The organism is Kitasatospora albolonga (genome assembly GCF_039535905.1).
Taxonomy (GTDB): domain Bacteria; phylum Actinomycetota; class Actinomycetes; order Streptomycetales; family Streptomycetaceae; genus Kitasatospora; species Kitasatospora albolonga.
This window is the reverse complement of the sequence record NZ_BAAAYB010000037.1, coordinates 1-14483: the sequence shown is the minus strand read 5'-3', so window position 1 is coordinate 14483 and position 14483 is coordinate 1. Positions and strand designations below refer to the sequence as shown.

Here is a 14483-nt window from a genome sequence, read left to right as displayed (position 1 = left end):
AGCCTTCGGGGCGTCGGGTCGCGGGGCCGGGGCGGGTGGACGGGGCGGGTGGACGGCAGCGTGGGCGACGGCCGGTGCGCGCGTCCGGACGGGCCGTCACCCGGCGGGTGTGCCACGGGACGGTCGGGGGTGGGTTCAGGCGCTGCCGCCGAGCCGTCGGTGGCGGGCGGCGCGGGCCGCCAGCCGCTCCTCGTCCGGACGGGCCGTCAGGTCGGCGAGGCCCGTACCGATGGCGTGGGCGACCCGGTTGGCGAAGCCGGGGCCGGGGCCCTCGTCGTCGCCCTCCGGCAGTACCCGGTCCACCAGGCCCGCCGCGACCAGGTCGGCCGCCCCGATGCCCTGGGCGCGGGCCAGCTCCGCGGCGTGCCCGCCGTCCCGGTGCACGATCGCCGAGGCGCCCTCCGGCGGCAACGGGGCCAGCCAGCCGCTGGCCGCCGCCAGCACGGTGTCGGCCGGCAGCAGGGCCAGGGCCCCGCCGCCCGAACCCTGGCCGAGCAGCACCGCCAGGACGGGTGTGCGCAGTGCGACCAGCGTCTCCAGGGTCCGGGCGATCTCCAGCGCCAGGCCGTCCAGCTCGGCCTGCACGGAGAGTTCGGCCCCCGAGGTGTCCACCAGCGTCACCAGCGGCAGGCCCAGCTGCTCGGCCAGCCGGGCGGTCCGGCGCACGCTGCGCAGATCGGCGGCGGTGAACGGCCGCTCGGCGCCCGCCCGTTGCCCCACGACCACGGCCGGCTGCCCGCCGAACCGGGCCAGCGCCCGGACCAGCGCGGAGTCCGGCGCGGCCAGCTCCAGCAGGCCGAGGTCGGCGGCCGCGAGCACGGCCTCCGTCCCCGGGCGGTCCGGGGCGCGGCTGCGGAGCACGGCCTCCCAGGCGTCCACCGGCTCCGCCGGCCGTTCCGGGTCGGGCAGCCCGGCCGGTCCGGGCGGGTCGGCGAGCACCGCGAGGGCCCGGGCCACCGTCCGCGCCAGCCGCTCCGGCGGGACGACGCCGTCGACCAGACCGTGCGCCACCAGGGTCTCGGCCCGCTGCACCTCCTCCGGGAGCTCCACCCCGCGCAGCTCCCGGTACACCCGCGGCCCGAGGAAGCCCAGCCGGGCCCCCGGCTCGGCCAGCACCAGATGGCCGAGGGTGCCCCAGGAGGCGAACACCCCGCCCATGGTCGGGCTGCGCAGGTACGTCAGGTAGGGCAGACCGGCCGCCCGGTGGGCCTGGACGGCGGCGGTGATCCGCACCATGCAGAGGAACGCGGCGGTGCCCTCCTGCATCCTGGTCCCGCCCGAGACCGGCAGCGCCAGCAGCGGCAGCCGCGCGGCCGTGGCCCGCTCCACCGCCCGGGTGATCCGCTCGGCGGTGGCCACCCCGATCGAACCGCCCAGGAAGCCGAACTCCGACACCACCAGAGCCACCTGACGCCCCGCCACCCGTGCCACGCCGGTCGTCACGGCCTCGTCCATCCCGGTCCGCTCCCGGGCGCGCTCCAGCGCCTCCCGGTACGCCGGATCCGCCTCCGGCGGCCGCACCGGTTCGTCCCAGCACTCGAAGCTCCCGGCATCCGCCAGCAGCCCGATCATCCGCTCCGCCGTCAACTCGTCCTCCCGGTCCGGTCCTGACCGCACCATTCCCGGGCGGCAGGACGTCAGCCTGTGGCGGTGCTCACTCGCCTCCGGCGGGGGTGGGCGGGGCGCTGGGGGATGCCCGCCTCGTCCCGTCGTGGGGTGAGCTCGCCGTCTCCGTGGGGTGGTGCTCACTCGCCTCCGGCGGGGGCGGTGTGGGGTCGCCGGGCGTCTTCGGCGGGGCGGAGGGGTTGGTTCGGCCCGTGCGGCTGCTCGGTCCGCTCGGTCCGCTCGGCCTGTGGGCCGCCGGTGGCCCGGCAACCCCGGTGGTCCGGAGTTGCCGGCGGCGCTGTGGCCGTGCCTCAGGGCCGTCCGCCTCCGCCGTCGACGGGGTGTCAGCTGGTCCGGGGTGACGGGCCGAAGGTGCCCGTGCCCGCCAGGCGGACCGTCGTGGCCGCGGCGACGCCCAGCAGGGAGCCGGCCACCACGTCGCCCGGGTAGTGGACCCCGGTGTGGACCCGCGAGTATGCGACGGTGGCCGCCAGCAGGGCGAGCGGGACGGCCGCCGAGGGCAGTTCGGCGCCGACCGCCACCGCGAAGGCGAAGGCCGAGGCGGAGTGTCCGGAGGGGAAGGAGGCCGAGGACGGCATCGGGACGTGCCGGGCCTCGGGCACCAGCGCCCCTGCCCGGTCCGGCCGTTCGCGCCGCACCAGGTTCTTGCCCAGCAGGTTCGCGGTGGCCGAGGCCAGCCCGATCGCCGCCACCCCGAGCACCGCCGCCCGCCGCGCCGAACCGCCGCGCAGTGCCAGCAGCCCGGCCACCGCGAACGACAGCTTCGAGTGGTCGGCCGCCGCCGACAGCCGCCGCATCACCCCGTCCAGCGCGGGCGTCGGCGTCGCCGCCACCGCGCCGTACACCGAGCGGTCCAGCGCCGCCAGGTCCAGCACCACCGCTTGCGACAGCGGCCACCACCTACCGGTCGTCGGGCTACGCATCGACCGTCACCTCCCTCGTCTCCCCGCCATCCTCACGCACCATCAGCTCCGGCCCTCGCACCGGCACCCGTTCGGGCCCGTCTCCGGGCCGCCCCGGAGCCCGTGCTCCACGCCCGTGCCCGTGCCCGCGCCCCGCCATCAGGACGCCGCCTCGCCCGAGGCCAGCTGCCAGACCCGCCGCCAGTCGCGCAGCGGCGCCACCGGCTCCGCGCCCGGCCGGTCCCGCGGCACCCGGACCCGCAGCGCCCCCGCGCGGACGGTGCAGCGCACCGGCGTCGGCAGCGTCAGGGCCTCGCCGTCCACCGCCACCGGGATGGTGTCCGTCCCGGCCTCCGCCCGGACCGTCACCTCACGGGACGTCAGCACCGTGAGCCCCTGCGCCTGTTCCCCGCGCAGCGCCAGCTCGACCGCCTGCGCCGCACCCTCCACCTTCAGGCAGAGCACCCCCAGCCGGCCGGTGTCCAGCCGGGGGCGGCTGCCCGCGCCGAGCAGGTCGCCGGTCTCGTAGGGGTTGTTGCTCACCAGCAGGGCCTGGGGGTCCGTCAGCCGGGTGCCGTCGGCCTCGGCGGTGAGCCGGGCGCCGATCTTGTTGGCCAGCAGGTCGGGCAGCGCGCCGAGCGCGGTCACCGTCTTGTTGTCGCGGTAGTCCGGGCTCTGCACGATCTCGGCATAGGCGCCGAAGGAGACCGTGTTCACGAACGGGCGGTCCGCGACCGTCCCCAGATCGACCGTCAGCTCCACGCCGTCGGTCAGTGCGTCCAGACAGGTGGACGGGTCGTTGCGGTCCAGGCCGAGGTCCATCGCGAAGTGGTTGCGGGTGCCGGCCGAGATGACCAGGAACGGCAGGTCGTGCTCGGCCGCCACCTCCGCCACCAGCGCCTGCGTCCCGTCCCCGCCCGCGACCCCGAGCAGGTCCGCCCCCTCGGCCACCGCCCGCCGGGCCAGCGCGGAGACGTCCTGTCCGTCCAGCAGCAGCACCCTGGCCCCGAGCGCCTCCGCCCTCCGCACCAGGTCGAACTTCTCCACCTTCCCGCCGCCGGACTTCGGGTTCATGATCAACACGGGCTTCAGTGCCCGCGGCGCCGACGGCACCTGCGCGGCCCGCCGCGCCCGCTTGTCCAGCCGCAGCGCCTCGGTCGCGGCGGCCATCCCGCCCGCCCAGAGCGAGACCGTCAGCACCGCCTCCAACCCCAGCCCGCTCTGCACCAGGAAACCCAGCACCCAGACCGGCGCCGCCACCGCCAGCACCGCCCCGGCCACCCGGGCCGCCCCCCGGTGCGCCACCGCCCACCAGGCCCCGGCCGCCGCCACCCCCAGCCCGATCGCCCCGGCCAGCACCACCCCCAGCCCGCGCCAGCCCACCATCAGCACCAGCACCACCACCGCGGCCCCGGCACACCCCACCGCGACCTGCGCCAACCGCTGCACCCGCACCGCACCCTCCACACCCGCCACGCCCGCCCCCTCACGCACCGTCAGTCCTCGCATCCTCCCGCACCCGGGCCCGGTCGGTCGCCAGGCTCCCACCCCGCCGTGCCGCAGCACCCCCCACGGCCCAGCCCCCACAGCCCCGCCCAGCCCCGCCCACCGGCACGATCCGCTAGTCTGTCAGCGGTCGGCCCGCCGCCGACCACGCCACGTCCCCCGGGACCGGCCCCGCCTCATTGGCGGCTTGTGGACATTGGTGAATGCGCAGGCCCGGAGGGGCGTTCTCGGGTGCTTCGGAACGGAGCGCGTTCGTTCCGGGAACGGAACTGACCTCTATGCAGCTCACAGGGGCCTTCCCCCGAGTGCAGGGACGATGATGCTAGCTGGCTCCATGGGAGCGTTTCGTGCTTGCGGCGGAGGCTGAGGGCAGCGCGGCGACTCCCGGCCACAGGTCGGTGTGCAGGGCTGTTTCGAGTGTGGCGAGGGTGCCGATATCGCACAGCACCAAGCTGCGGAGGAGGCGGCTGACCGTCGTGTGGGAGACGCCCGAGAGTTCCCCGGGTCGTCGGACACTGAGAGTCCGGTTCCGCATTGCCTGTTCGAGGTTGCGGGCGAGGGCCTGCCCGTAGTGCGCGCTCGCCGGTGCGCGTCGAGGAGATCGGCGTTCGGCCACAACCCCGATGCCACGTAGGCAGACGGTAGTTGGGCGTTGTTGCTGCGCGGAATAACGGAATCATCCCATGTGGCGGCGTACTCCCCTCTGCTGCCGTCGGGCTTGGGAGGAGAGGGCACGTGGCCGGTTCGTGGTGAGGTTCTGCCCGATTACTCAGTGGTTCGTCCGGGCGGCCAGATTTCATCCGCACCTGACTCGAACGGGAAGTCGCCTGATGTCTACCCCCCCAGCGACACCCCCGCCTCCCGCCGCAGCCGCGCCAACGGGGACGGCACCGTCTACCAGCGCAAGGACGGCCGTTGGGAAGCCCACGGCTACGTCCTCGCCCCCCGCGACACTCGCAAGCGCGTCCGCGTCTACGGCAGCACCCGCAAGGACGCCCTGGCCAAGCTCACCGAGAAGATCGCCACCAGCAACCGCGGCGTCCCCCGCCCCCTCCGCACAGGGCAGCGTCGCAGCGTTCCTCACCTACTGGCTGGAGACCGTCGCCGTCCACCGGCTCCGCGAGAACACCCACACCCGCTACACCGCCTGCACCCGCCTCTACCTCATCCCCGGCCTGGGACGGAAGAAGCTCGCCAAGCTCACCGCCAAGGACGTCCGCACCTGGCTCGACCAACTCCGCACCACCTGCCAGTGCTGCGCACGCGGCCTCGACACCACCCGCGACCAGCCGCTGTGCTGCGCCGTCGGGAAGTGCTGCCACAAGCGCCTCTCCCCGCTGACGCTGGCCTACATGCACTCCGTGCTCAAGTCCGCCTTGGAGCACGCCGTCCGTGAGGAGGAGATCCCGCGCAACGTCGCCCGCAACGTCCGCATGGGCACCCCCCGGCCCCGCCGCTTCGAACCCCTCACCACGGAGGAGGCGCGCGTGTTCCTGGCCGCCACCCACGGCCATCGGCTGCACGCGTTGTTCGAGCTCGCGCTTCGCACCGGGCTCCGCAAGGGCGAACTCCTCGGCCTGCGCTGGGAAGACCTCGACCTGGCCGGCGGCACCGCCAGCATCCGCCGCACCCTCCAACGCACCAACTCCGGCGGCCTGACCGCCCTGCCGACCAAGACCCAGAGCTCCGAGCGGCGCATCGCGCTGCCCACACCGTGTCTGCGTTCCCTCGACCGGCATCGCGACCAGCAGCGCCAGGAACGCGAAGCGGTGGGCGCGGGCTGGAAGAACAGCGGCTACGTCTTCACCCGGCCCGACGGAGCCCCGATCGAGGGAGCCACCCTCACCCGGCACTTCACCGCCCTGCTCCGCCGGGCCAGGCTCCGACGCATCCGGTTCCACGACCTCCGCCACTCGGCGGCGACCCTCCTCCTGGAACAGGGCGTCGAACTCGTCGTCATCAAGGAACTGTTGGGTCATGCCCACATCGGGGTGACCGCGACGGTGTACGCCCACGTCCGTCTACGCCTCCAGCGTAACGCCATCGATCTCCTCGGCAACGCCCTCCGCGACCCCACCAAGCCCGCCGCCGGGCCCGACGATGGTGACGAACCGCCGCTTTGTACAATCCCCGTCCGTTGACGTTGCCGTCAACTACTGCCGTCAAGACGGCAAGAAGCCCCGCCAAGACCTCCACGGTCTTGGCGGGGCTTCCTTCCGCTCAAATCACGGAATTATATTCCCTGATGCCATCTAATGCCGGGCATAGCTTTTTCTCGCACGGGCTAGGACGTCGACAGCCTGTGCAGATCCAACGCGCACTCGGACGGCTGGAGACGACGTTTCGATAAGCGAATCCCCGAGTCCGACAGCCAGGGCCCGCAATGCGGCCTCTCGCACAAGACCGAACTCACTATCGTCGTCGGCGATACTCATCAATTTTTTCGCCAAGTCGGCCGGTCCACCCACCTTTCGAAGGTGCCGGCCTGTGATGGAAATGGCAATATCTCGAACATCGCCATCAACATCCCAATCGACTCCAGTCAGGAACCCACGAAGCTCGGGAAGAAGCTCAGACGACAGCCCCCAGTAGTCGCCAAGAATCTGCAAAGCGAGGCGCGACAGCATTGGGTCCGCGGGCATGAGGAGATACTGCCTGACGGCCTCCGCTTGGGCAGGGGAGCTCGCCAGCCCAACCACGTGCAACGCCGTATACAGGTCCCCCTGACTTGTCCGACCCTCAGAAATTGCCTGCACGGCAACGCCGAGTTCTCGAGCGCTCAGCGTCCCGGATTTAGCCCTATCGAGCATGTCTCTAAATTCTGTCATCAGTGCCTCGGGACATATTTCTCTGAGTAGTCGAGCAACTTGCTGGCCTGGCTGAGTTCGTCCTGGAGCGACGGGAAGCTCGGATCATCAACCCCCACCTTTGACATCTTCACCTTGATCTGATGCATGCGATTCAGGAGGCCCGTCTGAGCATATCGAACCTCGCCAACATGGTCCCACGGAGTTCCATCAGCCTTTCGCGCAACAACCTCACCGCCGAGTTCGCGCTTAGCGGCATCCAGATCCCTGAAAGTGAGATGCTCGGCAATCCTGTCCGTCTTTGTCGGAATGCCGCAGCTCGAATTGTGCACAAGCACTGGCGTGGTACCAGCGAGTACATAGTGCGTGTGCTACGCGACCCCTCTCTACCTGCGTTTTCGCAGGTCAACCGGTGTTCGGCGGCTCCGCTGGGGTGCGGGTTCGGCCGAGGTTGTTCGTGGTTGTTGCCGTCACCGCTGCCGTCAAGGGTCTAGACCAATCTGGCGGATCGGGGGCTCTCGGCCGCCGAGGGTGGCCTCGGGCAGGCTCGGGGCCGGGCTCCTGCGTCGGCCAGTCTCGCAGCGCGAGGACCGGGACGGGAAGGGGTTGGTCGGCGGCGAGGCTCCGGGAGCTTCGCTCCCCGCCGGGGGCGAACGCCAGTCACCCGCCGATAGCCAGCTCGGCGACGGGCCTTGATGGTCGGACCCCTGGCCGGCCATCTCGAACGACCGGCCGTAGGACGGTCGTGGGCGACAACTTGCTCCGCGTCGCGGGCAAGGAGTCCATAGCCCACAACTTGCTCCGGCTGGCCGGGCTCGGGGTAAGCAGCGCTTACCCCACAACTTGCTCCCTGCGGGCTCCCGGCCGGGCAGTGTTCCGGACGTCGGCGTGCTCGCTCCGCCGGCACTCCATGCGGGCGTCGGCTGGACACCCGACAACGGGTCGGTCGGCGGCGTTCGGCCAGCTCAGACGGGCGGGGCACCGCCTTGAACCTCGTAGAGAAAATCTGGACGCACAGCTCCAGCCCCTGCCGTCCAGCGGCCGACGGGTCAGCGGCCTCGCTCGGTGCCGCCCGCTTCCAGGGCTTCGACGCGGGCACGCAAGGCGGTGAGCTGATCAAGCGTCTCGGCCAGTGCCAGCTCCAGCGCCTCAACGCGCGCCGCCGTCCCGCCGACGGGCGTGGGCCCGGCCTCCCCGTCACCTGAGTCACCGTCGGCGTCGGGGCGGGCGACGAAGGCTCCCTTGCCGGGGCGGGAGATCGCGTAGCCGTCCTGCTTCAGCAAGGTCATGGCCTTCTGCACGGACAGGCTGGAGGCCCCGTACTCCGCCATCAAAACGGCCTGCGTCGGCAACGCGTCCCCGGGCTTCAGCCCGCCGGAGCGGATCCGTTCCCGCAGGGCCTCGGCGATGACCTCGAACGTCAGCAGCACCGTGCCGCCCGCCGGTCTACGTCCCCGCCGCCCCACCGTCACCGCAGGTCACCCCGCTCTCTCTGCGCCTCTACCACTGAAATCCGGCCCGTCCAAAACGGAAGACCGGGGCCACAGTACTCGCGTCGCCACCGGCCACCGAAATAGATGAGGAGGGATGCACTTGAATGCGCGCTTGAAGCGATGCTACCTTCACGCACCGCTGGTGAACACCACCGCCGACCAGGCCAGACGTCCCCGGCCCACCATCCGCGCCCGCCGTCACACGCACCGTGCCCACGTGCGCCGATCACCCGGGTCGCCCCTCAATCGCCTCTCCTCTTCTCCCGACTCCTGCCGGAGGTCTGTCCCCATGCCCGCGCAGCTCCAACTCCCCACCCCCGCAACCACCTCCACTCCCGCCAGCGCGGCGTTCGCCGCATCGACGCGCGTCGAGAGGGCCGACACGTCCGCGAACAGGGACTCGGCGCTGGAACGCCGGGCGCGGCTGACCGCCAGGCTGGCCAAGCTCGCCGCCGCCGGATACCTCTCACCCCTGGCCCGCCAGGTCGGCGGGCTCGGTGGCTGCGCCCGTCCGATCCGCCTGACCGGGCACCGCACCCGTGTCGACACCGCGACGGGCCAGGTCCTCGACCACCTCGACGCACGACACCTCCCGGCGGGCGAGCTGCTGGTCCGCTGCGGCAACCGCCGCGCGACCCGCTGCCCGGCCTGCTCGACCGTCTACCGCTACGACACCTACCAGCTCATCGCAGCCGGACTGCGCGGCGGCAAGACCGTCCCGGCCGGCGTCGCCGCGCACCCGCGCGTCTTCGCCACCCTCACCGCGCCCGGCTTCGGCCCCGTCCACAACCAGCCCGACACCAGCCGCTGCCACTGCGGCGTCCGGCACGTCGACGACGACCCGTTGCTCGGTACCCCGCTCGACCCCGCGCGTTACGACTACGCGGGTGCGGTGCTGTGGAACGCGCACGCCCCCGCCCTGTGGGCGCGCTTCACCACCCACCTGCGCCGCGAGATCGCCAAGGCCGCCGGACTCACCCAGCGCACCCTGCGGCACCACGCCACCCTGTCCTACGCCAAGGTCGCCGAGTACCAAAAGCGCGGCCAGGTCCACTTCCACGCCGTCATCCGCCTCGATGGACCCACCGGCCCCACAAGCGAACCGCCCACCTGGGCCACCACCGAGCTCCTCAACCACGCCGTCCACGCCGCCGCCAGGCGCACCCGCGTCCACCACGAAGGCCAGCCGCAGCAGCCCGCCGGGGACGCGCCCTGCTCCCGCGAGGCCGATCGGGAACGGCAGTTGGTGTTCCGGTTCGGGCGGCAGATCGACGTCCGCCCGATCCGCAGCAGCGACTTCACCGGTGATAGTCCAGTGACCGACCGGCACGTGGCAGCGTACATCGCCAAGTACGCCACCAAGGGTGCCGAGACCACTACCGGGACCCTCGACCGCCGCCTCCGCCTCCTCGCCGAGCTCGCCCAGTTCGACATCACCGACCACGCCCGCCGCATGATCCACACCGCCTGGCATCTCGGCACCCGTCCCGAGCACGCCCACCTCCGCCTGCGGCAATGGGCCCACATGCTCGGCTTCCGAGGCTACTTCTCCACCCGCACCCGCCACTACTCCACCACCCTCACGCACCTCCGAGCCGAACGCACCGCCTGGCGAACCCGCCAACCCGACGCCGCCGCTCCGGCACCGGTCGGCCCGCACACCGAGCAGACGACCGTCGGCAGCAACGTGTCCACCGGCCGACAGCCGGTCACTGACCGGGGCGGTGACCGCGCTGACCACGGTGACCTGACCGCCGGTCGCTGTGCCGGTCACCACGACGACGCCGGTCAGCGCGGGAGCGCGGACACGACCCTGGTCGTCTCGCACTGGCAGTACGCCGGGACCGGTCTCCTGCCCGAACTCGCCCACCTCGCCGACCTCCTGGAAGCCCGGCCGCCCACCCGGCCCGACGGACGCCGACCGCATGACCCCGACCACCACGCCGGTCACCGACCCGGTCGCCCAGGTCACCGGCCGACCCGCGCCTCCCAGACGGGGGTGACCGCATGACCGCCGGCGCTGAGCTCCTCACCGTGCCCGAGGTCACGGCCCGGCTCAAGATCAGCCGCTCCGCCGTCTACGACCTCATCCGGACCCGGCAACTCCCCTCCCTCACCCTCGGCCGCGCCCGCCGCATCCCCGCCCACGCGCTCGACCACCTCATCACCACCCGACTCGAACAGGAAGCCGCCTGATGACCACACCCCGTAAGAGCCGCGCCAACGGCGAAGGCACCATCTACCAGCGCCGCGACGGGCGCTGGGAAGCCGCCGGCTACGTGCTCGCCACCGACGGCAGCCGCAAACGCGTCCGTGTATACGGCACCACCCGCAAGGAAGCCGCCGTCAAACTCACCGAGCGCATCGCCGCCAGCAACCAGGGCCGACCTGTCGCCGCAGCCGACAGCACCGTGGCCGCCTACCTCACCTATTGGCTCGACAGCGTCGCCATCCACCGCCTCCGAGAGAACACCCACACCCGCTACCGCACCTGCACCCGGCTCTACGTCATACCCGGCCTCGGCCGAAAGAAGGTCGCCCACCTCACCGCCAAGGACATCCGCACCTGGCTCGACCGGCTCCGCACCACCTGCCAGTGCTGCTCCCGCGGCCTCGACAAGCAACAGCGATGCTGCGCGGTCGGCCAGTGCTGCGGCAAGCGCCTGTCCCCGCTCACCGTCACCTACGTGCACTCCGTCCTCAAGTCCGCACTGGAGCACGCCGTCCGCGAAGACGAGCTCCCGCGCAATGTCGCCCGCAACATCAAGACCGGAACACCCCGGCCCCGCCGCTTCGAGCCACTCACCGTCGCCGAGGCCCGCCGGTTCCTCGCCTCCGTCGAAGGGCACCGGCTGCGGGCCCTGTTCGACCTCGCACTTCGCACCGGCCTGCGCAAGGGCGAGCTCCTCGGCCTGCGCTGGGAAGACCTCGACCTCGACAACGGCACTGCCAGCATCCGCCGAACCCTCCAGCGCACCCCCACCGGAGGCCTGACCACCCTGCCCACCAAGACCGTCAGCTCCGAACGCCGGATCGCCCTCCCCACCGAGTGCGTCCACTCGCTCAAGCATCACCGCGAACGCCAGGACCGAGAGCGCTGGGGGGCTGGTGACGCTTGGAAGAGCAGCGACTTCGTCTTCGCCGCTCCCGACGGCTCACCCACCGACCCGTCCACCCTGACGCGACACTTCACCGCGCTGTGCCGGGCGGCCAGGCTCCGCCGCATCCGGTTTCACGATCTCAGGCACACCGCCGCGACCCTGCTCCTCGAACAGGGCGTCGAGCTCGTGGTGATCAAGGAGCTGCTCGGCCACGCCCACATCGGCGTCACCGCCTCGGTGTACGCCCACGTCCGGCTCCGCCTCCAGCGCCAGGCCATCGATACCCTCGGCAGCGCGCTCCGAGCATCCGAGACCCCTGACGACCCGCCAAGTGCAGCACCCGTCCGCTGACGTTGCCGTCAGCGTTGCCGTCAAACGTCGAGAGCCCCCGCTGATGCGGGGGATCTCGCGTCCTTTTCAATACCTCTACCTGAATCCTGTACCGGCCGCCACAGTCCCTTCCGAGACGGCAGAAAATAGCCCTTTCTCCCAAGTTGTTTCCACTCGAAAGCAAGCGTGGCGGCCAGGATTAGGTTAGCGCCACAGGGTAAATCTCGAATCGCCCAGAGATGGCTCTAGAGTCCGAATGCAAGCTCGCCCGGAGAGAGCCTTGAGAACTTCCCGGCGAAGCGATCCGTCAGATCTCGAAAATTTCGCCTGGACTCAGACGCGAGGTCTTCGGCCGAATTTCGGATAACCTCGATCATCGACCCGCTCGTCTCTTCGATCGCCATCTCATCCTTATATTCTTCGATGACCTCTTCGGGGATCACCTCTGCTGCCCGGTAAATCTCCCTTTCGAGGGCTGGCCACGTATCGCTTCCGGCCTGCTTGGCCACCACAAGCTGATCACACATCCAACGAATCATAAGTAGAGACCGAGAGGGTTCCAGCGCCTCGCCAGTCAGACGCATTTTGACCGCCCAATCCGACCGGGTCATGTATCGCGTATCTCCTACTGCATCGGGAACCCGAAGGCCGGGCAGAAGGAGCAGTTCGTCGGCACCCCTGCCAGCGCCGCACTGTCGCTCAGCAGTCAAGATTGCCGAGAACTGGTCCTCCGAGATGGACAGCGAGTACCTAGCCGCCAGGAGGGCGTCAAGCTCGGCCCACATGATGGGGGTAAGAACCTCATCAAGGAGGTCAATGATTGCCGAGCGCAAAGGCGAATCGATCACGCCTCGAATTCCTATCACTTGGAGTTCCCATAGCCGCCTGCGGCCCAACTGAGGCCGAGCCGCAGGCGGCAGCTAGATTCCTTACCCGAGGACTCGTCCAGCTCGGATCTGGTTGAGTACATCAACCAGACCCCCCGTCGGCGTCACAGTACCCGCATGCGGTTCGTCATTCCAGGGGCCCGGCCACCTCTTGGTCAAGTACCGCTCGTTCGCAAGAGCATCAGCCCTACTGTCATAATTCCTAATGATCTGCATGTATGACCCGTCACCAAATGCGCCATACTGCTTCATGCTGTACCGCGAAATCGGATCGCCGGTGATACCCCACTTCTCAACCGAAAGCCCATCCTTAGACATGATCGCGTAGAGCGATGTCTGATTGGCGTCGGGCATCGCGCCGACAATGGGCTTTGTCGTGTCGCACCAGGGGCCACCTGCATTATGAACCAGCACTGGCGTATTTCCAGCCAGCACATAGTACGTGTGGAGGTCGGCAACGGTGAGGTTGTAGGCAACGCTGAGGCTGGTGTAGCTGCGAACGCTGGTGATCGTCGCCGGGGTGCCGTCTGGCATGCGTAGATGGTTGCCTGTGCGGAGTTTTGCGGCGTCCGTCCACTGCTGAGTAGTTTCGTTCCAGAAGGGATGTTTCTGAGTAGAGGTGAGGTGTTCGACCCCGGCGCTTGTCTGGATCGTGAGGTCGGTGAAGTCTTTATCGTCCGGGGTGACGATGACGGCCAAGATTTCTTCGGGCCTGGTCTCGTCGGTAAGCGGGTCAGTCGCGACAACCGTATCGCCGACGCGGACCTCGTTGATGTCCCTGGTGGTTCCGTCGGCGAGGAGGACCTTGGTGCCGGCGGGGAAGGAGTTGTCGCCGTCGCACGAGGTGGCCAGCCTCTGCCTTCGTGCCTCGATCATCTTCTTGACTGACCGTTGGGCTCGATCCTTGATCGCCTTCGAGATACCCGCGATGGACCGGCCGCCTGGCATCGACAGTCCGGCAACGACCGAGGACAACAGTGCCGCCTTCAGGGTGCCCACTTCGTTGGGGCATCCTCCGATGTCGCTGCACGTGGCCATGTACAGTGCGGTGGCCGATTGGAGGTCGGCTTCTTCGGAGCGTCCGCAGTAGGGCTTGCAGTCGCGTGCGATCCGGTGGATGTAGGCGTTCGCGAACTGGTCGCGCTTGTCCCAGTTGGCCGGGACGTATACGCCGGGGTAGACCGGCATGATGCCTGCGGCTTCTGCTTGGTCTGCGTCGATGCCTGTCAGGTGGTCGGTGGTGTAGGCCGAGTCAAGGTCACCGGCTCCCTGCCCACCGGCCTTGTTGTCTGTCGGGCAGCTTGGCGAGTCGCCGCCGCCGCACTGCAGCTTCAACCCGTTGGCGTCGCTGTAGTTGACGGGGTTGTTGTTGCTGTAGGCGTAGGGGTTCCACTGCTGTGGGTCGGCCGGGTCGATGATGGGGTCGGGGCTGAGGAAGCGTCCGGTGGTGGGTTGGTATTGGCGGGCGCCGAGGTTGGTGAGGCCGGTGGTGGTGTCTTTGGTACCGCCGACGAAGCCCTTGGTGCCGGCGAGGCCGTTGGTTGCGGTGTTGGTGGTGCGCGGGTTGCCGAACGGGTCGACGGGGTTGCGGGTCTCCGACAGGCTAGTGGCGTCGAGGGCGAGGGTTTCGGTGCCGTGGTGGTCGGAGACGCGGTAGTTGAGTGAGTTGGCGGTGCGGACCGCGCTCAGGCCGCCGGGCATGCTGTAGTAGCGGGTGCCGGTGAGGGTCTTGGCATTCTTGTCGTAGACCAGGTCGTCGTTGTTTGAGCCCAGGACGATGGTGTTCTGGGTCGGGGTGGATCGTTCGATCAGACTGCCGTCGGCGTCGTAG

10 protein-coding genes and 1 pseudogene are annotated in these 14483 nt (G+C 70.1%); 4 read left to right on the top strand and 7 right to left on the bottom strand.

The window, feature by feature from the left end:
* Positions 1 to 135 precede the first annotated feature (135 nt).
* The 3 genes from ABD946_RS09490 to ABD946_RS09480 all read right to left on the bottom strand — a co-directional run bounded on the left by ABD946_RS09490 (position 136) and on the right by ABD946_RS09480 (position 4004).
* Positions 136 to 1620: a carboxyl transferase domain-containing protein gene (locus ABD946_RS09490; protein ID WP_345281932.1), complete on the bottom strand. Its 1485-nt coding sequence runs from the start codon at positions 1618 to 1620 to the stop codon at positions 136 to 138.
* Between the two features lie 329 nt (positions 1621 to 1949).
* The gene (locus tag ABD946_RS09485; protein ID WP_345281931.1) at positions 1950 to 2549 is read right to left on the bottom strand and encodes a phosphatase PAP2 family protein; all 600 of its coding nucleotides are present in this window, start codon (positions 2547 to 2549) and stop codon (positions 1950 to 1952) included.
* 138 nt (positions 2550 to 2687) lie between these two features.
* Positions 2688 to 4004, bottom strand: a complete 1317-nt coding sequence (locus ABD946_RS09480) for a diacylglycerol/lipid kinase family protein (RefSeq protein WP_380149437.1) — start codon at positions 4002 to 4004, stop codon at positions 2688 to 2690.
* Between the two features lie 823 nt (positions 4005 to 4827).
* Here ABD946_RS09480 and ABD946_RS09475 point away from each other — a divergent pair.
* Positions 4828 to 6175 (top strand): annotated as a pseudogene (locus ABD946_RS09475) (tyrosine-type recombinase/integrase).
* 686 nt (positions 6176 to 6861) lie between these two features.
* Here the strand turns inward: ABD946_RS09475 and ABD946_RS09470 are convergent.
* Complete coding sequence (locus ABD946_RS09470; RefSeq protein WP_345281929.1) at positions 6862 to 7173, bottom strand: polymorphic toxin type 28 domain-containing protein; 312 nt, start codon at positions 7171 to 7173, stop codon at positions 6862 to 6864.
* A 717-nt stretch (positions 7174 to 7890) separates the two neighbouring features.
* On the bottom strand, positions 7891 to 8271 hold the full coding sequence (locus tag ABD946_RS09465) for a winged helix-turn-helix domain-containing protein (RefSeq protein WP_345281927.1): 381 nt from the start codon (positions 8269 to 8271) through the stop codon (positions 7891 to 7893).
* A 352-nt stretch (positions 8272 to 8623) separates the two neighbouring features.
* Between ABD946_RS09465 and ABD946_RS09460 the strand changes: the two genes are divergently transcribed.
* Genes ABD946_RS09460 through ABD946_RS09450 form a run of 3 tightly spaced genes read left to right on the top strand, consistent with a single transcriptional unit; the run spans position 8624 to position 11786 of the window.
* On the top strand, positions 8624 to 10345 hold the full coding sequence (locus tag ABD946_RS09460) for a replication initiator (RefSeq protein ID WP_345281925.1): 1722 nt from the start codon (positions 8624 to 8626) through the stop codon (positions 10343 to 10345).
* The gene (locus ABD946_RS09455) at positions 10342 to 10530 is read left to right on the top strand and encodes a helix-turn-helix domain-containing protein (RefSeq protein ID WP_345281923.1); all 189 of its coding nucleotides are present in this window, start codon (positions 10342 to 10344) and stop codon (positions 10528 to 10530) included. Before ABD946_RS09460 ends, ABD946_RS09455 begins: the two co-directional genes overlap by 4 nt.
* Positions 10530 to 11786 (top strand): tyrosine-type recombinase/integrase, encoded by a 1257-nt coding sequence (locus tag ABD946_RS09450; RefSeq protein WP_345281921.1) that lies wholly within the window; start codon positions 10530 to 10532, stop codon positions 11784 to 11786. The genes ABD946_RS09455 and ABD946_RS09450 overlap by 1 nt, the downstream gene beginning before the upstream one ends.
* A 224-nt stretch (positions 11787 to 12010) precedes the next feature.
* Here the strand turns inward: ABD946_RS09450 and ABD946_RS09445 are convergent, their stop codons facing one another.
* Together ABD946_RS09445 and ABD946_RS09440 are read right to left on the bottom strand one after the other, a co-directional pair.
* On the bottom strand, positions 12011 to 12613 hold the full coding sequence (locus ABD946_RS09445) for a hypothetical protein (RefSeq protein WP_345281920.1): 603 nt from the start codon (positions 12611 to 12613) through the stop codon (positions 12011 to 12013).
* An 81-nt stretch (positions 12614 to 12694) separates the two neighbouring features.
* The coding region (locus ABD946_RS09440; protein WP_345281918.1) for an RHS repeat-associated core domain-containing protein at positions 12695 to 14483 on the bottom strand (1789 nt) is incomplete at its 5' end.